We start from the raw sequence: 21,023 nt of genomic DNA, 5'->3' as shown, positions 1-21,023 counted from the left end.
AACTTGTCAAATATCGATTTAACTAAGAATGAAGTTGAGGAAGATAAACATCAAGAGGATGAAGTTTTTTTCTCAGTAGATGTCGTTATTAATAACTTTATACATAGAGTGTTAGATATAGAGGATTGCGCTAGTAATTTTATTACGTTAGCAGTAAGTAACTATCAGGCAAATGCGGAGCGTTTAAAATTAGAACTAGCAGAATGTCAGGATCTTCTAAAATCTGAAGAAGAGCAAGAAAAAAAACTCATTGCTGTTAGGCGCTTTCGTCAGTGTGATAGAGAGGTTGAACGGCATAACAACTCTAACCCTGTCGAGGTTTTGGAGAAAAGTTTATTTATTAGCTTATTCTCTGCATTCGATAAATATATCGGAGATTTAATCGCGGTTATTTACTCGATAAATCCAGAATTATACAAAAATATAAATAGAGAAATACAATTATCTGAAGCACTTACTTACAACTCTATAGAAGAGTTGAGGGAAGTTATATTAGATAAAGAAATTGAAACAATAAAAAGAAAAAGCTACATAGAGCAGTTTAATGACCTTGAAAAAAGATTTTCAATTAAGCTAACTAAATTTGAGGCATGGCCAGTTTTTATAGAAATGTCCCAAAGACGAAATTTATTTACTCATTGTGATGGTATTGTGAGTAAACAGTATCTAGATATATGTAAATCAGTAGGGTATAAGTCGAAAAATATTCCTTCAGTAGGTGAACAATTAAAAATAGGTGGTGAATACTTTTATCACAGTTGTCATATCATGGTTCAAGTTGCAGTTATGTTAGGACAGACACTTTGGAGAAAAACTTCACCGGGATGCATATCTGAAATAGATGAAAGCCTAAATTCATTGATATTTGATTTCTTACATACCGAGGATTGGAGCAAATCAATAACATTATGTAAGTATGCTAAAGATTTGCCAAAAATTTCAGATGATTTAATGGAAAGGATGTTTTCGATTAATTATTCTATTGCGCTTAAAGCAATTGGAGAAAACTCTGCGGCAAAAAAAGTATTAGATACAAAAGATTGGACAGCAACCACTTACGACTTTAGATTAGCGTATGCTGTAATATGTGATGATTTTGAAGAAGCAGGTAACTTAATGTGCCGCATTGGTAAAGAAGGGGATTTGGTTTCTGAAATGGCCTATCATGATTGGCCATTATTTAGAGATTTCAGGGAAAGTACTGAGTTTTTTGAAAATTATGAAAAAGTATTCGGCTATAAATATTCTTCGAAATTAAACTCTATAGTCGATAAAAAAGATTCAGAAATATCTGAGTTAGCAGTGGTTAATGAAAGTTGAGATTTCATATTATTTTCAATAAGGATTCTCACCCATCGCAATGGCCACACAAAAAATCCGTAAATCCAGCTCTAGCTGGTGATACTCTGGCTCCATATGACAGCACAGTTTATAAAAGCCTTTGTTATGGTCTTTTTCTTTAAAATGCGCGAGTTCGTGCACCACTAATGCTTTTAATAATGGCTCAGGGGCGCGCAATAAATCGCTGTTTATTGCTAAATCGTGCTTGCGGGTTTTACCTTGCATACGGTACGTGTGGGTACCGAGCGCATTGGTGACCATATCACCTTGTTTTTTAAACGCAGCGCGTCCAAATGGCGGGGCGTTTTTTAAATACTGCTTTTTAAGCTCAGTGGCGTAGCTATACAGTAACTTATCACTGGTAATACGATGCGCCTGCGGGTACTTTTTAAGTAAATACTCACTTACCTTTCCTGCTTTTATTAGGCTTAATACTTGCTCAACGATATTGGCAGGGTAGCCGGTAAAGTAACGTGCGTATTCACTCATTATTGTCTCTGTATTTTGAATTTATTTTTAAAAAAGTGCTTGCTGGTGGGCTTCTTTTTCGCCACTAAATGGATTGAGTACATTGTGATTATACCCCAAATCTTGGCAAAACTGGCGAGCCAGCAGCGGCGCTTCGCGGTTATCAGCGGTATGAAAAAACACATAAGGACTTTTGCCCTCATCAAGCCACTGGGTTACTTTGCTAAGCCAAGGCTGATAAAAGGTCTTATAATCGTTTTCTAAGTTAGCAATAACGAAGCGCGCCATAGGCTGCGAGCCCGTAGCAATAGCGTGAACTGGTAAATGCGGTTTTTTCTGTTGTGCGTCTATTAGCGCTTCGGTGGTTGGCTTTACTGCAAAGAGCGCCCGAGTATCCATAGCAATACGGTTTATATTATGTGCCATTAAAAGCTGATTAAGTGCGATTTCGGCCTCACCTTTTTTAAAAAAATCAGGGTGGCGTACCTCAACCCCATAGTTTAGCTCTTTAGGAAGTAACTCAATAAAAGCGGCAAGCTTAGCTAAATGTTGTGGCGCAAACGCTTTAGGTAATTGCAGCATTATTTGCCCTGTTTTTTCAAATAGAGGGGCGAATAAATTAAGCCAATTAGTTAGCTCATGTTGCACGTTAGTAAGTTGGAGTTCGTGACTAAAGCGCCGATGAAACTTAAAGGTAAATTTAAACTCATCGGGTACACTGGCAGCCCATCGTAATACAGTGTCAGGCAAGGGATCGGCATAAAAACTGGTGTTACCTTCTACCGAATTAAAATGCTGCGCATATTCGCTAAGCATATCGGCATTTTTACACTGGCGTGAAAATAAATTTCCTTTCCATGCGTTGCTCGACCACTGCGGGCATCCAATATATAGCATACAAACAAAAGCCTTGATATAAAGTGCCGGTAGTGTAACAAATAACAAAACAGTGCGCTGTAAATTCCACCCCGAAAGGTAAACACGCCCTAGCATCTTCAACCGACTTGGGTATAATGCAGGGCTTAATTTGATTATTTTGAATTGCTAGCGGCTTTATTTTCATTTTGGTGTTTATAAAAACTTTTAAAACAACAGTGTTTAACCGCTATATGCCTTTTATCTGACAGGAAAACTATGCGCTCTATATACTGCGGACAGCTAAATAAAACTCACGTAGATCAGGAAGTTGAACTATGTGGCTGGATCAACAAACGACGTGACCTTGGTGGACTTATCTTTGTCGATTTACGCGATAGAGAAGGTTTAGTACAAGTTGTATTCGATCCGGAAGTTGAAGGATTAATGGAAACAGCTAACAAACTTCGTCAAGAATTTTGTGTTCAGTTAAAAGGGATTGTACGCGCTCGCCCAGACAGCCAAGTAAATAAAGACATGGCTACCGGTGAAGTAGAAATTTTAGGCACGGGTTTAACGATTATTAACCGCTCTGAGCCTATGCCACTTGATTTTAACCAAGTGAACTCAGAAGAGCGTCGTTTAAAATACCGTTACTTAGATTTACGTCGTTTAGAAATGAGCGACCGTATTAAATTACGTGCTAAAGCAAGCAGCTTTGTACGTCGCTTTTTAGATGAAAATGGCTTTTTAGATATCGAAACGCCAGTATTAACTAAAGCAACGCCAGAAGGTGCGCGTGATTATTTAGTACCAAGTCGTGTACACAAAGGTAGCTTTTACGCATTACCGCAGTCGCCACAGTTATTTAAGCAATTGTTGATGATGTCGGGTTTTGACCGTTACTACCAAATTGTTAAATGTTTCCGTGATGAAGACTTACGTGCTGACCGTCAACCTGAATTTACTCAAATAGATTTAGAAACCTCGTTCATGAGCTCTGATCAAGTACGTGGTATGACAGAGAAAATGATCCGTGAAATGTGGCAGTCATTACTAAATGTTGATTTAGGTGATTTCCCAATTATGCCTTACTCTGAGGCAATGAGCCTATATGGTTCTGATAAGCCAGACTTACGTAACCCAATGAAGCTTATTGATGTAGCCGATTTAGTAAAAGACGTAGAATTTAAAGTATTCTCGGGTCCAGCAAATGATGAAAAAGGCCGTGTTGCAGTGCTAACTGTTCCAGGTGGTGCATCACTTTCTCGTAAGCAACTAGATGATTACACTAAGTTTATTTGTATTTACGGTGCTAAAGGCTTAGCATGGATGAAAGTAAATGACCGTGATGCAGGCGTTGAGGGCGTGCAATCGCCAATCGCTAAATTCTTAAATGAAGATGTGATCACGCAGTTACTTGAACGTACTAATGCACAAACAGGCGATATCATTTTATTTGGTGCGGATAAACGCAACACCGTAAATGAAGCCATGGGCGCACTTCGTTTAAAAATTGGTATTGATTTAGAAATCACTAATTTAGATAGCTGGGCACCACTTTGGGTTGTTGACTTCCCAATGTTTGAAGAAGATGACGAAGGCACACTACACGCTGTACACCATCCATTTACTGCACCAAAAGATATTAGTGCCAGTGAGCTTGAAGCAAACCCAGCAGCGGCTATTTCAGATGCTTACGATATGGTATTAAACGGCTACGAAGTGGGCGGTGGCTCGGTACGTATTCACAATGCAGATATGCAAGAAGTAGCATTTAGAATTTTAGGTATTGAAGCGCAAGAGCAGCAAGATAAATTTGGTTTCTTACTTGATGCACTTAAATACGGCACACCGCCGCATGCAGGTTTAGCGTTCGGTTTAGACCGTTTAGTTATGTTGCTATGTGGTACTGATAACATTCGTGACGTTATTGCTTTCCCTAAAACCACACAAGCATCGTGCTTATTAACCGATGCGCCTAGCAAAGCCAATGCAGATTCATTGACTGAGCTTGCTATCAACGTTGTTGAAAAAGCTGAAAAACCAGCTGAATAAGTTATTACACCGTGCTTAATTGCACCGACTTTAAAAACCCTTAGGCCTATACCCAAGGGTTTTTTTATGATTTACTTTAAGCTTAACTAATTAATAATAAGGAAATAAAATGTCTTTTAATGCGACCCTTTTAGGTCTTATAGTTCTCGTTTTAATACCGATATTTGGGCTAGTTAGTTATTTCTTAGGAAAGCGTAAAACAACAACTCCTATAATAGTCGGTATTATCGGTGGCTTTTTAGGTTTGGTGCCGATACTTGGGCTTATATTTATTGCTGTATTAGCTTTAAAGAGTGATTTACCTAAAAAGCCGTCTGATGTTTTCACAAAATGATTATTATGAGCACGAATTCTTCAAGGTTAAAGCAACAGCTCAACGTTTTAGTGGCATTGAATTTGAGCAATGCCAATTTATTGAGTGTGACTTTAGCCACAGTCAATTCAGTAACTGTCGTTTTATCGATTGTGAGTTTATCAATTGCAATTTGAGTGATTTAAGTTGGAACTATAGTTCATTAGAAGAGGTGGATTTTAAAGGCTGTAAGCTCAATAGCATAGTTTGGGGACAAGTAAATTGGCCGCAATTAGCGCTAACGTCACCGGTGAGTTTTAAACAGTGTGAGCTGAGCCATAGTTCGTTTTTTGAATTACAGTTAAAAGCGTTAACAATGACGAACTGTTTTGCCAAAGATGTCGATTTTAGACACGCTAACTTAGCTCAAAGCAACTTCTCGGATACTGACTTTAGAGACAGCCTGTTTCATCAAACTAATTTGAGTAAAGTAAACTTTGTTGGCGCAACGCAATTTAATATTGATATAACAAGCAATGATGTGAGTAATGCAAAGTTTGAACGGCTTGAAGCGTTAAATCTATTAACAGGACTTGATATCGAGCTGGTTGATTAGCCGCAAGAGCTTACGGCTAATACGTTATTATATTTACTATTAGCAAGCAGGGCCATTTTTGTTGCGCGCGCTAGCAAGTGCACGGGCTATGCTCAGTAGCTCTGGCGAAATATCATCAGCGCCATCTTTAATCAGTTTAGTTACATCACCTGATGAATATAAGCTATCACGCGGCGATTTAATTCCCAGCTCTCTCACAAAATCTTTGGTTTTACCTGTACTGCCGGTTTCAATGAACTTAAAAATAATCCGTTCATTGTTACTTTTCGGCTCGGCTTGTAACACTTTAATTTCTTCTTGGTAGGCTTCAATTCTGCTTTGGAGAATGTCGATGCGTTGTTCAATGCTGCTATATGATTTCATGAATGGATTCTTTTGCGATAATAGTAAAACAATAATCGCTATTATCGCACAAATTAGCAAAGGCGCGCGCTAACCTTTATAATAAAAATTAATGTTAGTTAAAAATGTATAAGTAATACAAGGGAATACATGTTAAAAATTATAAAAAAGCGTTTAATGTTAAGTGCACTGACTTTAAGCACTATGCTATTTGCATCATCAAGTTATGCCCAAGACGATGCAATCATTGATGAAAGTCGTAATCGCTCTATACCTGTAAATATTACCCTACCAGCTAACCACCTTAAGTGCAGCGCGCAAGTCAAATGCCCAGTGGTATTTGTAAATGCAGGGTATGGCATTAGCCACAATGAATACACTTTTGCGAGTAAGTTATTTAATGCGCAAGGTTATTTAAGCATTGCGGTAGCGCATGAGCTTAAAAGTGACCCTGCACTTAATCGTGCGCAGCCATACCTAACTACTCGTATGGAAAATTGGCACCGGGGTGTTGTAACACTCAAATTTTTAGTTAATGAGCTAAGTGTTAAATACCCTGAGTATGATTTTACAAAACTCACTTTATTTGGCCACTCAAATGGTGGAGATATTTCAGCCTTGTATGCAGCTATTTACCCAAGTGAAGTAAGCCAATTAATTACGCTCGATCACCGCCGCATGTTATTGCCACGCAATAAAAACACACGCGTGCTCACACTTCGAGGTAGTGATTACCCAGCTGATACAAACGTGCTTTTAACCGACCAAGAGTTAACGGTTTATCCCGTTACGCAAACGTTGATAGCAGAATCACGTCATAACGATATGTACGATGGCGGGCCTAAATGGCTGGTGGATAGAATGAGTAAAGAGGTAGCGGCGTTTTTAGAAAATTAAACGATACAGTCAGTTTTTAAATTAAAATCCTAAATATAGCGCAGGGCTTACTGCGCTATTTTAGTTTTAAGTTACTCTACCAGCTCACTAACCACCAAAGGGCTGTTATGTAGCGTTTTATGCACAGGGCATTTATCAGCTATTTCGAGTAATCGATTTCGCTGAGCGTCAGTTAAATCACCTTGTAAGGTTATTTTGCGAGTAATGGCCTCTAGATTGCCGGTTTTTTCACAATCATCACAATCTTGGTTGTAATTGCGGGTATGATTAAGCTCTACTTTTACATGCTCTAACGGTAACTCTTTGCGACTTGCATACATGCGCAGTGTCATTGCAGTACACGCTCCAAGCCCAGCGAGTAAATGATCATAAGGATCTGGGCCTAAGTTTTTACCACCAACATCAGTAGGCTCATCAGCAAGCCATGTATGGCTTTTAGTACTCACGTGCTGAGTGAATTGATGATCTTTTTCTTCAACCAATACACTGCCGTTAGTTAATTTGGCATTGTAAGGTGTTTTATCGTATTCAACATAGCGATTAGCCCATGTAGCAATGACATCGGCTGCGTAGTTAGCGTCTTCTTTATTGCTGAGTAAATGATCGGCGTTATCTAAACTAATAAAGCTTTTTGGATGCTTAGCAGCTGCGTAAATTTTTTCGGCTTCACTAATATTTACTGTTGCATCAATAGGGGAGTGCATGACTAACAAAGCACGCTTAAGCTTGCCTATATGGCTGTTATCGTATTTAGCGATGTCATCTATAAATTGTTTTTTAATCGTAAATTCCCGCCCAGCTAAACACACTTTTGCTTCACCCGATTGGTTTATTTCATCTAAATGAGCAGCAAAATTATGGGTAACGTGCTGAGCATCCGATGGCGCACCTATAGTCGTAATGGCCGATACTTCGGGTATGTGCTCTGCTGCTGCAAGCACCGCAGCACCACCTAAACTGTGGCCTATCAATAACTGAGGTGCTTTAAAGTGTGTTCTTAAGTGATTGGCTGCAGCCACTAAGTCTTGAATGTTTGATGAAAAGTTACTGTTGGCAAAGTCACCATCGCTATTACCAAGCCCAGTAAAATCAAAGCGTAATACAGCAATGCCTTGCTGAGTGAGCGCGCGACTTATTCGTGTTGCAGCCGCTACATCTTTAGAGCAGGTAAAACAGTGAGCAAATAAGGCATAAAATTTCAGTTCACCAGAGGGCTGTTCAAGTTGTCCAGCGAGTTCTAATTCACCGCTTTTAAAAGAAACTTTTTGTCGCATGTAGAGAGCCTTAACAAGTTGATATAGTGTGTGATGCTGATAAGGAATAGATTGGTACGATGGGGTGAAAATTCAATACAAGCGTTATTTTGATCTTGATCAAGGCAGAGAAGGCTTGCTTATTGAGTGCGGACATATGTCCTTATAATTTCAAGGGGGTTTGTCTATCCTCGCACAGCATAAAAATGCAGCCTTTATTACTTGAATTAAGTAGTTAAGCTATATTTGAATGTAATACTAATTTCGTGTAGACCTGTGGCTTAAGCGAATTAGTAAATGGCTTCTAACAACCTACTTACTGGAATGTACCATGCAATTACCTACAGTTGATTATAAAGCGGACGATGCGGCTGCGCAATTTGTTGAATCGTTGAGAAATACTGGTTTTGGCGTATTAAAAAACCATCCTATTCCGCAATCTTTAGTTGAGTCTATTTATAAAAATTGGCAAGACTTTTTTAACTCAGAGCAAAAGCATGAGTTTTTATTTTCAAAAGAAACGCAAGATGGTTATTTTCCACCGTCGGTATCAGAAGTAGCTAAAGGCCATACGGTAAAAGACATTAAAGAGTACTTTCATGTTTACCCTAAAGGCCGTGTTCCTGCACAATTAGAAGCAGATGTTCGTGAGTACTACCGTTTAGCTAATGAATTTGCGGCAACATTATTAAGTTGGGTGCAGGCTGAAGCGCCTGAAGAAGTGCGTGCTAAGTTCTCTATTGATTTAAAAGATATGATTGCCCAGTCTGAGCAAACGTTGTTACGTATTTTACATTACCCGCCAATGACAGGTGATGAAGAGCCTGGTGCTATTCGTGCTGCTGCGCACGGTGATATTAACTTATTAACCGTATTACCGGCGTCAAATGAGCCAGGCTTACAAGTACAAAAAACCGATGGCGGTTGGTTAGACGTGCCATGTGATTTTGGTAGTCTAATTATTAATATTGGTGACATGTTACAAGAAGCATCGGGTGGCTACTTCCCATCAACGATTCACCGTGTAATTAATCCATCGGGTAAAGCAACAACCAAATCACGTATTTCATTACCATTGTTTTTACACCCTCGTCCAGATGTGGTGTTATCTGATCGCTACACAGCAGATAGCTACTTACAAGAGCGTTTACGTGAGTTAGGTGTAAAATAATCTTTTAGTATTTGTAATGCTCAGGTAAATAAAAAGCGGCTGTTTAGCCGCTTTTTTAGTATTTGTGTTTATTGATTTGGCACAAAGTAAATAATGGCATGCATTCTGAGCCACTAAAGGTATAATGCGCGCAACTGGCCACTTTGGCCTAATTTGAAATAGAGAGTTTATATGAGTTTTGATGGTTTAGGTTTATCACAGTCTTTAGTTAATGCGGTTTTAGAAAAGGGCTATGAAACGCCAACGCCTATTCAGGCTCAAGCTATTCCAGCAATTATTGCACGTCGCGATGTAATGGCCGCAGCGCAAACCGGTACCGGTAAAACCGCTGGTTTTACTTTGCCGCTTATTGAGCGTTTATCGTCGGGCACTAAAGCAAAAAGTAATCATGTTCGTGCGCTTATTTTAACGCCAACCCGAGAGCTTGCGTTGCAAGTAAGCGAAAACGTTGAAGAATATGCTAAGCATTCAAACGTGAGTTCGTTTGTTGTTTACGGTGGTGTTAAAATTAACCCACAAATGCAGCGCCTGCGCAAAGGGGTTGATATTTTAGTGGCGACACCAGGGCGTTTAATTGATTTACACAATCAAAACGCGGTTAAATTTGATAGCGTTGAAGTACTGGTTTTAGATGAAGCCGACCGTATGTTAGACATGGGCTTTATCCATGACATTAAACGCCTGATTGCAAAAATGCCTGAAAAGCGTCAAAACTTAATGTTCTCAGCAACGTTTTCGGATGATATTCGCGCGCTGGCAAAAGGGTTAATTAACGACCCCGTTGAAATTTCTGTTGCGGCTAAAAACACTACCGCAAAAAGTGTCACGCAAAGCGTATACGCAGTAGACAAAGCACGTAAAACGGCCCTATTAAGCCATTTAATTCGTAGCAACGATTGGCAGCAAGTACTGGTATTTAGTCGTACTAAACACGGTGCTAATCGTTTAGTTAAGCAACTTGAACGCGATGATATTGTTGGCGCGGCAATCCATGGCAATAAATCTCAGGGCGCGCGCGTTAAAGCACTAGAGGGCTTTAAAAGTGGTGAAGTGCGCGTATTAGTGGCAACCGACATTGTTGCTCGTGGTTTAGACATTGTTGAATTACCGCATGTTGTAAACTACGACTTACCTAATGTATATGAAGATTATGTTCACCGTATTGGCCGAACTGGTCGTGCGGGGGCATCAGGGCATGCTATTTCGTTTGTAACGGTTGACGATGCAGTAGATTTATACGGCATTGAGCGCTTTATTGGCGAGCTAATTCCACGTGCTGAAGAAGAAGGTTTTGAACCGGCTAACCCTGTTGCTGAGCGCGCACTCGATGCACGCCCGTTACCGGCTAAAAAGCCAAAGAAAAAACAACCATTTAATAAGCCTAAATCAGATAGCAGCAAACCTAACAGCAAAAAGCCTAACAATGGTGGCAATGGTACAGGCCCACGTCGTGGTGGCTCTAAAAAGCCAGCAGCTAAAACCGATGATAATCCACAAAACCCATGGGCAAAGCGTCAATCGGTTGGGGGCAGTGGTCAACGCCGTCGTCGTCCAGCAAATAACGACTAATTAGGTTTAGTTCGTTTTAATAAAAAACGCGCTTACTTTTACTGGTAGCGCGTTTTTTAATGCCTATTTTAAAGCTTTACTAACCGATTAAATAATTAACTGCTAATCCTACAAATAAAGTAACACTGACGCTCAGTAACGTTCCTAGCATCACATATTCAGTGAGTTGTTTATCTTTGCTGGCACTTAAGTCGCCAAATCTAAACACCGATTTAGCGGCAATTAAAAACCCAAGCCCTGCAAACTGATCTAATAAAATAAATGTCAGCATAAGTACTCTTTCAAGCATACCAATACTTTGTCCTGCTAAGGGGAGGCTACCATCACTAGAAAAGTGATTAGTTAAACGCTCTAACATCATTCTTATAAATACCGCACTGGGGCTTAAAATAATAAGGTAACCAGCTATAACCCACAGTACTTTTTCGTTGTGCAATAACGCCATTACATTGTCAGTAAATTGCTGATCGTCAGTGAGCCAAATACTTATCGCAATAATGACAGTGATATGTGCAATTTGGTCTAATAAAAAAGGCACTACGCCTTTATTTGAATACGATTTAGCAATATCAATAAAGTAGTGACTGATCATAATAATAACGGTGGCCAGTAATACGCTGCTCAGTTGTTGCCAGCCAAAGCTATATTCCCAAAGTGCAACAACGACTGTACTGGTAACTCCGTGAACCAATATATGGTAGTAAAGTTTTTTTGCTTTAAAATGGCGGCTGTTTCTGTCGTTTACCCAACTCATGGGTTGCCAATAAAAATCAGCCAGTAGATGGCCAATAATCAGTGCGACGAGCAATAGTGAAAATTCCATTAGTCATGTCCTTGCTGTATAGCTTTAAGCCATTGTTGCGCATGTAAAATAAACCGTTCTACCAGCTGGTAGTTAGCAAGATTAAGTAGCTTAGTAACGTTTTCGCGGCTGGTGTTGAGCTCTTTAGCTAAGGCTGCATGGTTGTTATTAGTATGGGTTAAATACACATACAAAGCATTTGCTTGTTTTTGGGTTATTTTACACAGTAATATATCGACAAACGCTAAGTTTAGCTTGAAGCTCTCATCAACCGATTGATCTGCAATAGCAAATGTAAAACGCTGGTTTGTCATTTTATCTAATCCCTGCCCAGAGAGAGTAAACGCTGAGCCTGTAGCGGTTTTTGTACTCGTACCCGGGTTATCTATGTGGCCCAATGCCATACTTTGGCGCAATTCATAGCCGGCAGATTTTAACTGTAGATAAATGAGAATAGCGGTGGTAACTAACTGTTCACTTTTATCGAGTTGCAGTTGAAATGCATCCCCACGGTAAATATCCCAAGATGTTGTTTTATTGCAATTTGCACGTAAACTTTGCTCTAGCTGGTAAAGCATGGCATCGTATTGTTGTTTAGGTATTTTTTGCGATTTAATAATATCGCCGCTGATCACACCAATCATAAAAATCCAGATAGATTATTTATATGTAACTAATTTAGGTTACATTGTTAAATGTAACCTTATTTGGTTACATTGGGTTTGGTAACTAATTTAGGTTACTTAACACGCAATTGCAAGTATTACTCATTAGGACATAAGAATGACCTCACAACCAAGCAGTAAACCTCGTGTAGGTATTTTTGTCGATGTACAAAATATTTATTACACCTGTCGTGAAAGCTACGGTAAAAACTTTGATTACAATGCCTTTTGGCGAATGATGGAGCAACAATACGACATTGAGTGTGCGTTTGCTTATGCAATATACCGAGGTGATGAAAAGCAAAATCAGTTTCAAAATATTTTGCGCGCTATTGGCTTTGAGGTAAAGCTTAAGCCGTTTATTCAACGCCGTGATGGCAGTGCCAAAGGTGACTGGGATGTAGGTATAACCATAGATATGCTAGAGCAGGGGAAAAACCTTGATAAAGTTATTTTACTCTCTGGTGATGGTGACTTTGCGTTATTACTGGGGCATTTAAAAAATCAATATAATGTTCCGTGTGATGTATACGGTGCCGATAAATTAACCGCAGAGGTGCTAAAGCAAAGTGCCGAGCAGTTTCATTTAATAGACAAACAGTTACTACTTTAAAAAATAGTAACACTGCATTCTTTGGTTGATTTTTGAGCAGGATGTGTGCCTTAAACATGAGAGTTTCTAATACAGTGGGTACATAGATTAATTAAGCCTAATTTAGGCTTTTTTTATGGCGCTAATAAATTGGGTTTAGTGGATGAGTATGGTAATTTTAAGATTCAATTAGTATCAAGGAATTACATGCTTAACTACAGTAATATGCCGTTAGACAGAGGCTCAAATGCGCGCAAAGACCTTGCTTGGGTTGACGCAAAAAAAACAGCAGACAGTTTATGGCTTTTAGTTAAAGGCAATCATACCTTATTTGCTAACAGTAGCCCTGAGGTGGTGTACTTAGCTCACCAACAGGTGGCGCATTTAGATGTAACGCAGGCTATTCTTTTAGGCTCAAATGAGCAAGGTAATGCCGTATTTGCACTAGATGTAACTGCACTCGAAGAGTCGTTATTAGCAACTATTATTGGTGATGCCCAGTTTGCAGATATTCGTCAATATGGTACTCAAGTAGCACTTGAAGATGGCTCAAATGCAGCGCTTGCTCGTGGGTTATGTTACTGGCATGCCACTCATAGTTTTTGTGGCCGCTGTGGTACTAAAAATCACTTAGTTGAAGGAGGGCATTCACGTTTATGTGATAACGCAGCCTGTTTGCACCAAACTTTTCCGCGTACTGATCCTGCCGTTATTATGGTGGTAACTAAAACATTTTCTGATGGGACTGAACGCTGCTTATTGGGTCGCCAAGCAACTTGGCCAAAAGGATTGTATTCATCGCTTGCAGGCTTTGTTGACCCTGGTGAAACCCTTGAACAAACCGTGATCCGAGAAGTAAAAGAAGAGGCGGGTATTACCGTGGAAAAAGCAGAGTATATTGCTTCTCAACCTTGGCCGTTTCCTTCATCAATTATGCTGGGTTTTATTGCCACAGCAAGCAGTGATGAAATAAGCACAGAGCAAGATGAACTTGAAGATGCAAAGTGGTTTTCTCGCGAAGAACTTGCGCAATTTAAAGATTGGCACCATCAAGGGGAGCATTTAAAGCTACCTAGAGCAGATTCTATTTCACGTTATTTAATTGAATATTGGCGCACTCATAGCAAAGGATGAATTATGTCGAGCAAAAATAAAAATACCCAATTAGTGTCATCAGGGCGCAAAAAAGCGTACACCCATGGGGTAGTAAATCCAGTGGTACAGCGCGCTTCAACGATTGTGTTTGATTCTGTGAGTGAGCTTAAAGAAGCGGCTAAAACACGTGGCGACAAAACCTTGTTTTATGGCCGAAGAGGGACGACCACTCATTTTGCTCTGCAAGAGGCAATTACCGAACTCGAAGGCGGTGAGGGCTGTGCGTTATACCCATGTGGCGCGGCAGCGATAAGCCAAACGCTGTTATCATTTTTAAAGTCCGGTGATCATATTTTAATAGTGGACACTGTTTACGAGCCAACCCGTGATTTTTGCGACAAGATATTAGCTGGGTTGGGTATTAGTACGACCTATTATCCGCCAATGATTGGCGCAGACATAAAAGAGTACATTCAAGACAATACCAAAATGTTGTTTTTAGAGTCTCCGGGTTCAATTACCATGGAAGTTCAAAACGTTCCCGCCATGGTAAAAGTGGCAAACGATCATAATGTAATGACAGTGCTTGATAACACCTATGGCAATGGCTTGCATTATCGCCCGCTTGAACATGGTGTTGATATTAGTATTCAAGCCGCCACCAAATATATTGTTGGCCACTCCGATGTGATGATGGGGGTTGCTGTAGCTAATAAAAAGTATTGGCCAACACTTCGTGAACACTCTTATTTACTCGGGCAATGCACCAGTGCAGATGATGCGTATTTAGCACTACGAGGCTTGCGTACCATGGCAGTGCGATTAAATCAGCATGAAAAAGCCGCGCTAGAAGTAGCAAAATGGCTTGAGCAACATGCGTTGGTGGATCATATTCGCCATCCTGCGTTTACAACATGCCCAGGCCATGAGTTTTTCAAACGCGATTTTGACGGCAGTAATGGTTTATTTTCGTTTGTAATGAAAGCGGGTAATCAACACGCCATAGATGCTTTTTTAGATAGCTTACAACATTTCAAAATGGGCTTTTCGTGGGGGGGCTTCGAGAGCTTAGTAACGGCAAACCTATCAATGAAAGGGCTGCGCTCGCAAACAGGATGGGAGCATGGACCTGTTATTCGTTTGCACATTGGTTTGGAAGATGTTGAAGATTTAATTGCCGACTTACAGCAAGCATTAGCTATTTATGAGCAACATTTATAATTACTAATTGTTTAAATTACATTATTTGTTACAAAGCCTACCTCTGAGTAGGCTTTTTTTTGCTAGCAATTCAACGTGTTTACACTTAGTGTTGTTAAATAACGCTTATTTTAAATTATGAACAACGTCATTAAGGATAGTCAATGGCAACACCATCACCAGTTAACGTAGGGCGCTTAACCCAAATCGCGGGTTTTGAGCTGGTACGTATGTTTTTAACTAAACGAGGGCTTATTGCACTGGCGGCTTTTGCGCTAGTGTGGCTTGTTATTTTACGTTACCCCATAGGCCAAGCTGTAGGTATAATCAGCTCGCCAGACTTTGAACAAATAGCCCGTGATATTTCCGGCTCTATTGGATTAAGTAAGTTACTTGATTGGCCTGAAGCCGAATTTGCTATGTATTGGCTTATTGCTTTGTATAGTTTTCCTGTTTTTAGCTTATTTATTTGTAGTGATCAAACCGTCGGTGACAGAGAGCGCGGTACGCTAAGGTTTTTATCATTACGCTCAACTCGCTTTGAAATACTCTTTGGTCGATTTTTAGGGCAGTTAGCGGTACTAACCTGTTTAGTTGGCATCACGCTTATAGCGACATTGGCGGTGCTCGGGTTTCGCGAGCCGAGCTTACTTGCTGGTGGCCTTGGTCGTGCTGTTTCAATATTTTTAATACTCATTGTTACTTTTACGCCGTTTGTAGCCTTAATGAGCTTAATTAATACTTTTGCGAGCTCATCTCGCTTATCTATTGTATTAGCTATTTTATATTTCACAGCCGGCGGCATTATTGTTGGATTACTGGAGTGGCAAATACCCGCATTAAGTGTGCTTGATTATTTATTCCCTGGTGTGCAAATAGAGTTATTAGCTGGACAAAACTTACCGTTATTGAGCGCATTAGCTATTCCACTTGGGCAAACAGCGGTGTTACTTGCAGTTGCCCAACGTATTTTTGCAAGGAGCTCATTATGAAATCATTAATAACAGGGCGTAATTTAAGTAAATCATACGGCTCAAAACTGGCTCTTAATAATGTGAATTTTGAGATTCAAAAAGGCGCGCCAGTTGCATTAGTTGGCCCTAATGGCGCAGGGAAAACCACTTTATTTAGTTTGTTGTGTGGCTATATCGCACCTAGCATGGGTGAGCTTGAAATACTCGGCCATAAACCAGGTAGCGCGGCTTTATTTAATAAAGTGAGTGCGTTACCACAAGATGCACAGCTAGATCCGCGTTTTAATATAGATAAACAACTTAGCTTTTATGCCAAGCTACAAGGTATGGGCACCAAGCAAAGCCAAATAGAGGCACTTCGAGTATTAGATTTAGTGGGTCTTAGCGAGGTTGCAAAAAACCGCGCAGGGGACTTATCTCACGGTATGCGCAAGCGTGTAACCATAGCACAAGCATTAATTGGTTCACCGCAAATTGTAATGTTAGATGAAGCCACCGCAGGGCTTGATCCGATTCATGCCAGAGAGGTCAGAGAGCTGGTGTCTGAACTGTCGTCTCAAGCGACGTTTATTTTAAGCTCTCATGATTTAACTGAACTAGAACGACTTTGCTCCCAAGTACTACATTTAGATAAAGGCATATTAAGCGAGCATCAAACTAAAGCGGCGAATACTGATAAGCACTTTTATACCTTAATGCTAAGTGAAGCGTATCAAAATGTGGAGCAACAACTGCAAGCAATTGAGGGTGTGAGTCGTGTTTATATGAGTCAACATAAAGAGTATGTGATTGAGTATCAACCAACTAGCGATTCACTTGACATCGCGCTGTTGCAATTTTGCCGCCAACAGAATTGGCAGTATAGGCAGTTAGTAAATGGTCATACTCTAGAAAATCAAATATTTAAACAGGAGAAACTATAATGGGATTATTTAGTGGTTTAATGGGTAACGCCAGTGAAGTGGATGACGCCGATTTAGAAAAAGTATTGGCTAATACGCTTATTGAAGGTGAGCGAGTTGAAAAGGCGTATAAAGTAGTTCGTGATATGTTTATCTTTACTAATAAGCGACTAATTTTATTAGATAAACAAGGTGTGACTGGTTCTAAAATGGAAATGATCAGTATTGCTTACTCTAAGATAACTAAGTTCAGTAAAGAAAGTGCGGGGCACTTTGATTTAGATGCAGAACTGAAAATTTGGGTTGGATCTGATCCAAATCCTATCAGCAAAGACTTTAAAGCAGGCGATAACATAAATGATGTTTATAGGATAATCAGCCAGTACTCATTATAGAAACAACCAAAAAGCGGTGCAAAATTAAAGTAATTGTTTACAGTTTGTTGCGATTACTTTAACATAAAATTCTCCAACATTTTCTTACAATTTCCCTAACAAATACAATTGCTTGGTTCAGTTTTCGTTCAGTTTCGCAGCGTTAGCATACCCCCACTTTAGCAATGCAGTTAAAGTACAAAAACAATGTACATAGGGATGTTTCATTATGAAAAAATTAGCGATTATTATTTCAGGTATTTTATTATCAAGTGCTGCACACGCTGCAGATAGCTATCAATCAATCAGTAACTTAGGTTATGCAGATACTGATAACAACGATACTATTAGTGTGGACTCAACTTACTACTTCTCTCCTAAAAGCACACTAGGTCCATACGACCAATTTGAATACATCAATAAGCAAAGCAACGTATTTGGCGGCTACGCAGATGACGACTTTGGCGATGTAACTGCTATTGGCGGTGAATACTTCGTTGAAGATTTTATGGTTGGTGCGTCTTACCAAAATGCTGATTACAACTCTAATAACGAGTTCTATACACTTTCAGCTGGTTACTTTTTCAACCCTGACTTACTTGCAAAAGTAAGATTTGTTGATAAAAAAGACGGCGATAACGTTACATTATTTTCTTTAGCATACAACCACATGCTTAACGATACAGATTACGTAGGTATCACTGTTGAATCAGATGATGATTTTGACTCTCGTTCAGTAGCTGCTAAATATTTCATTGATTTACAGCAAGGTAACTACCTAACTGTAGAAGGTACATTTATGAGCCTTGATGAAGCAGATGACCAGTGGAACGTAGAAACAAACTACTACTTTTCAAAAGCGACTTCTGTGTTTGCATCTTATGATAAAGAAGACAACTACACCTTTGGTGCTCAACACTTCATCAATAAAAATATTGGTTTAAAAGTGGGTTACGGCAACAACGCAGATGACTCAGATTACGATGCTTACTTTGCTAACATGCGTTTTCAGTTTTAATTAAGCGTTTAATCGCATAAATTAAACCAGTTAAGTAGTGAAAAGCCCACATTTGTGGGCTTTTTGCTGTGTGTAATAAATGTGTAATCCTACTTATCGTTATATTTTAAATTGCAATTGGCTAGGCTCATCATTTAGTTGCACTCGACTGGCTAGCCATTGTATTTAAATTAAGATCGGTCATAATTAAATCAGTGTTTTTATAACTGTAAAGGAATGTGCTTATGTCAGTATTTATTATATTACTGGTTGTGGTGATCGTGGTGTTTGCGATTAAAGATATCCGCCTTAATTTAATTACCCGACCCACTTTTAAGATGTTTAAAAAAGTATTGCCGCCATTATCGCAAACTGAGCGAGAAGCAATGGAGGCAGGTGATGTGTGGTGGGATGGGGAGCTATTTAGTGGTGATCCTGACTGGCAAAAGTTACATAATTACCCGCGCCCACAGTTAAGTGAGAAAGAAACTACGTTTATTGAAAATCAGGTCGAAGCGTTATTAGCTATGCTTGATGACTATAAAATAGTACAAAAAGATAAAGACTTACCCAAAGAAGTCTGGGATTTTTTAAAAACCGAAGGTTTTTTTGCAATGATCATCCCAGAAAAATTTGGAGGATTAGAATTTTCAGCCATTGCTAACTCTACCATAGTGTCAAAAATCGCCACTAAAAGCTTAACCGCTGCAGTGACGGTAATGGTGCCTAATAGCTTAGGGCCGGGTGAGTTATTACTTCATTACGGAACAACTGAGCAACAAAACCGCTGGTTACCGAGCCTGGCAAAGGGCGACGATGTGCCTTGTTTTGCATTAACCGGTCCAGAGGCCGGTTCAGATGCCGGCAGTATTTCCGATTCAGGCGTGGTATGCAAAGGCGAGCATGACGGTAAGGAAGTTTTAGGGCTGCGTTTAAATTGGTCAAAACGTTACATTACCCTTGCGCCTGTGGCGACAGTACTTGGCCTTGCATTTAAAATGTATGACCCTGACGGCTTGTTAGGCGATGAAAAAGAACTGGGTATTACGTGTGCACTAATACCAACCGATCATCCGGGTGTTAAAACCGGCGAGCGTCATTATCCACTCAATATGGCGTTTATGAATGGTACAACTTACGGTGAAGACGTATTTATTCCGCTTGATTGGATTATCGGTGGTCAGCAAGGGGCTGGGCGCGGTTGGCGCATGTTGGTTGAGTGTTTAAGTGCTGGGCGTGGTATTTCGTTACCGGCATTAAGTACTGCAACAGGGCATTTAGCGGCTAAAATGACTTCGGCTTATTCAGTTGTTCGTCAACAATTTGGTGTGTCAATTGGTCAATTTGAAGGGGTTCAAGAAGGGTTAGCACGTATTGGTGGCTTAACTTATGCGCTGGAATCGTGCCGGTTAATGACAGCTGGCGCCATTGATTTAAAACTAAGTCCATCGGTAGTGACTGCTATTGCAAAATACCATATGACCGAAATGGGTCGAACGGTAATGAATGATGCAATGGACATTCATGCAGGTAAAGGGATTCAGGTTGGGCCTAATAACTATTTAGCACATGGCTATATGGGTATTCCAGTTTCGATTACGGTTGAGGGCGCTAATATTCTTACCCGTAATTTAATGATATTTGGCCAAGGCGCAACTCGTTGCCATCCGTTTGTATTAAAAGAAATGGAAGCGGCAGCAATGGAAGATGATGACGCCGCACTTGAGCAATTTGATGGCCTACTGATGAACCACATTGTATTTGCCATCAGCAATGCAAGTATGGCTTTAGTGCATGGCTTAACTCGCAGCCATTTTGCCAAAGCGCCTGTATGTGGAGAAACCGCAGCTTACTATAAACAATTAGGGAGAATGAGCCGAGGACTTGCGCTTACAACTGATGTTGCAATGCTCATGTTAGGCGGTGAACTTAAACGCAAAGAGATGATATCAGCGCGTTTAGGCGATGTATTAAGTCATTTATATATTGCTTCTACTGTATTAAAGCGTTTTGAAGATGAAGGGCGTCAACAGGCTGATTTACCTTTCGTTAAGTATGCAATAGAGACATCGTTGTATGAAATAGGCCAAGCATTTGATGGCTTCTTTAAAAATTTCTCTAACCCGGTGGTTAACTTTGCCCTCAAACGCATTGTGTTTCCGTTAGGCAATCATTATCACAAACCAAGTGATGCAACTTCACAACGTATTTGTGAGCACATGACGCAACCTGGCGTGTTTAGAAATAGGCTTACTCATTTGTGTTACATCGATGAGAGCGCCGGCACTGGGGTGATGGAAAATGCTTTTTTAGCGATGCACGACATGCAAAATCAATTTAAACAGTTAAAACAGTGGCAACGAAAAGGTAAGGTACCTGCTACTTTTGATATTGAACAAGCTGTTGATTACGCTCTTGAGCATGAATTACTCACTAAGCTAGATGCTGAGGCTATGCATCATGCTAACAGATTGCGAATGCAGGCTATTGCGGTAGATAACTTTAAATCTGAAGATATCTAACCTGATGCCAAAGCAATAAAGAAGATAAAAGTAAAAAA

The 21,023-nt window shown here is 39.9% G+C and carries 21 protein-coding genes; 15 read left to right on the top strand and 6 right to left on the bottom strand.

The window, feature by feature from the left end; translation table 11 throughout:
• Positions 1-3 precede the first annotated feature (3 nt).
• The gene (locus P20439_RS05810; protein ID WP_008465228.1) at positions 4-1,320 is read left to right on the top strand and encodes a hypothetical protein; all 1,317 of its coding nucleotides are present in this window, start codon (positions 4-6) and stop codon (positions 1,318-1,320) included.
• A gap of 15 nt (positions 1,321-1,335) precedes the next feature.
• On the opposite strand, the gene P20439_RS05805 is transcribed toward P20439_RS05810, so the two are convergent.
• Positions 1,336-1,830 (bottom strand): M48 family metallopeptidase, encoded by a 495-nt coding sequence (locus P20439_RS05805; RefSeq protein WP_008111632.1) that lies wholly within the window; start codon positions 1,828-1,830, stop codon positions 1,336-1,338.
• A 27-nt stretch (positions 1,831-1,857) separates the two neighbouring features.
• Positions 1,858-2,706, bottom strand: a complete 849-nt coding sequence (locus tag P20439_RS05800; RefSeq protein WP_008111629.1) for a DUF72 domain-containing protein — start codon at positions 2,704-2,706, stop codon at positions 1,858-1,860.
• A 237-nt stretch (positions 2,707-2,943) separates the two neighbouring features.
• On the opposite strand from P20439_RS05800, the gene aspS reads away from it, so the two are divergent.
• The 3 genes from aspS to P20439_RS05785 all read left to right on the top strand — a co-directional run bounded on the left by aspS (position 2,944) and on the right by P20439_RS05785 (position 5,630).
• The gene (aspS, locus tag P20439_RS05795; protein ID WP_008111627.1) at positions 2,944-4,722 is read left to right on the top strand and encodes an aspartate--tRNA ligase; all 1,779 of its coding nucleotides are present in this window, start codon (positions 2,944-2,946) and stop codon (positions 4,720-4,722) included.
• Between the two features lie 109 nt (positions 4,723-4,831).
• Positions 4,832-5,056 carry a hypothetical protein gene (locus P20439_RS05790; protein ID WP_008111625.1) on the top strand — a complete coding sequence of 75 codons (225 nt, stop codon included), beginning with the start codon at positions 4,832-4,834 and terminating at the stop codon, positions 5,054-5,056.
• Complete coding sequence (locus tag P20439_RS05785) at positions 5,040-5,630, top strand: pentapeptide repeat-containing protein (protein WP_008111623.1); 591 nt, start codon at positions 5,040-5,042, stop codon at positions 5,628-5,630. Before P20439_RS05790 ends, P20439_RS05785 begins: the two co-directional genes overlap by 17 nt.
• A 39-nt stretch (positions 5,631-5,669) precedes the next feature.
• On the opposite strand, the gene P20439_RS05780 is transcribed toward P20439_RS05785, so the two are convergent.
• Positions 5,670-5,993, bottom strand: a complete 324-nt coding sequence (locus P20439_RS05780; protein WP_008111621.1) for a hypothetical protein — start codon at positions 5,991-5,993, stop codon at positions 5,670-5,672.
• Between the two features lie 129 nt (positions 5,994-6,122).
• Between P20439_RS05780 and P20439_RS05775 the strand changes: the two genes are divergently transcribed.
• Positions 6,123-6,869, top strand: a complete 747-nt coding sequence (locus tag P20439_RS05775) for an alpha/beta hydrolase (RefSeq protein WP_008111619.1) — start codon at positions 6,123-6,125, stop codon at positions 6,867-6,869.
• 71 nt (positions 6,870-6,940) lie between these two features.
• Here P20439_RS05775 and P20439_RS05770 read toward each other — a convergent pair whose 3' ends face one another.
• On the bottom strand, positions 6,941-8,143 hold the full coding sequence (locus tag P20439_RS05770; RefSeq protein ID WP_008111617.1) for a bifunctional alpha/beta hydrolase/OsmC family protein: 1,203 nt from the start codon (positions 8,141-8,143) through the stop codon (positions 6,941-6,943).
• A 310-nt stretch (positions 8,144-8,453) separates the two neighbouring features.
• Between P20439_RS05770 and P20439_RS05765 the strand changes: the two genes are divergently transcribed.
• On the top strand, positions 8,454-9,293 hold the full coding sequence (locus P20439_RS05765; RefSeq protein ID WP_008111615.1) for an isopenicillin N synthase family oxygenase: 840 nt from the start codon (positions 8,454-8,456) through the stop codon (positions 9,291-9,293).
• 171 nt (positions 9,294-9,464) lie between these two features.
• Positions 9,465-10,862: a DEAD/DEAH box helicase gene (locus P20439_RS05760; protein ID WP_008111613.1), complete on the top strand. Its 1,398-nt coding sequence runs from the start codon at positions 9,465-9,467 to the stop codon at positions 10,860-10,862.
• 79 nt (positions 10,863-10,941) lie between these two features.
• Here the strand turns inward: P20439_RS05760 and P20439_RS05755 are convergent, their stop codons facing one another.
• On the bottom strand, positions 10,942-11,685 hold the full coding sequence (locus P20439_RS05755; RefSeq protein ID WP_008111611.1) for a DUF3307 domain-containing protein: 744 nt from the start codon (positions 11,683-11,685) through the stop codon (positions 10,942-10,944).
• Positions 11,685-12,308 (bottom strand): hypothetical protein, encoded by a 624-nt coding sequence (locus P20439_RS05750; protein ID WP_008111609.1) that lies wholly within the window; start codon positions 12,306-12,308, stop codon positions 11,685-11,687. The genes P20439_RS05755 and P20439_RS05750 overlap by 1 nt, the downstream gene beginning before the upstream one ends.
• A 139-nt stretch (positions 12,309-12,447) precedes the next feature.
• Here P20439_RS05750 and P20439_RS05745 point away from each other — a divergent pair, with 139 nt between their 5' ends.
• The 8 genes from P20439_RS05745 (at position 12,448) to P20439_RS05710 (ending at position 20,985) form a co-directional block, all read left to right on the top strand.
• Positions 12,448-12,942, top strand: a complete 495-nt coding sequence (locus P20439_RS05745) for an NYN domain-containing protein (RefSeq protein WP_008111607.1) — start codon at positions 12,448-12,450, stop codon at positions 12,940-12,942.
• A gap of 186 nt (positions 12,943-13,128) precedes the next feature.
• Positions 13,129-14,055, top strand: coding sequence for an NAD(+) diphosphatase (gene nudC, locus P20439_RS05740; protein WP_008465223.1), 927 nt, complete (start codon positions 13,129-13,131; stop codon positions 14,053-14,055).
• Positions 14,056-14,058: 3 nt separating this feature from the next.
• A complete protein-coding gene (locus P20439_RS05735) occupies positions 14,059-15,237 on the top strand; it encodes a cystathionine beta-lyase (RefSeq protein WP_008111604.1) in 1,179 nt (392 codons plus the stop codon).
• A 143-nt stretch (positions 15,238-15,380) separates the two neighbouring features.
• Positions 15,381-16,208: an ABC transporter permease subunit gene (locus P20439_RS05730; protein ID WP_008111602.1), complete on the top strand. Its 828-nt coding sequence runs from the start codon at positions 15,381-15,383 to the stop codon at positions 16,206-16,208.
• Positions 16,205-17,113: an ABC transporter ATP-binding protein gene (locus tag P20439_RS05725; RefSeq protein WP_008465220.1), complete on the top strand. Its 909-nt coding sequence runs from the start codon at positions 16,205-16,207 to the stop codon at positions 17,111-17,113. The genes P20439_RS05730 and P20439_RS05725 overlap by 4 nt, the downstream gene beginning before the upstream one ends.
• Positions 17,113-17,487, top strand: a complete 375-nt coding sequence (locus tag P20439_RS05720) for a PH domain-containing protein (RefSeq protein WP_008111597.1) — start codon at positions 17,113-17,115, stop codon at positions 17,485-17,487. The genes P20439_RS05725 and P20439_RS05720 overlap by 1 nt, the downstream gene beginning before the upstream one ends.
• Positions 17,488-17,695: 208 nt before the next feature.
• A complete protein-coding gene (locus tag P20439_RS05715) occupies positions 17,696-18,484 on the top strand; it encodes a putative porin (protein ID WP_008111593.1) in 789 nt (262 codons plus the stop codon).
• A 224-nt stretch (positions 18,485-18,708) separates the two neighbouring features.
• Positions 18,709-20,985, top strand: coding sequence for an acyl-CoA dehydrogenase (locus P20439_RS05710; RefSeq protein ID WP_008111592.1), 2,277 nt, complete (start codon positions 18,709-18,711; stop codon positions 20,983-20,985).
• The last annotated feature ends 38 nt before the right edge of the window (positions 20,986-21,023 follow it).

This window comes from Pseudoalteromonas sp. BSi20439 (genome assembly GCF_000241165.1).
Taxonomy (GTDB): domain Bacteria; phylum Pseudomonadota; class Gammaproteobacteria; order Enterobacterales; family Alteromonadaceae; genus Pseudoalteromonas.
Note: the sequence above shows the minus strand (reverse complement) of the source record. Positions and strands in the feature narration are given on the sequence as shown.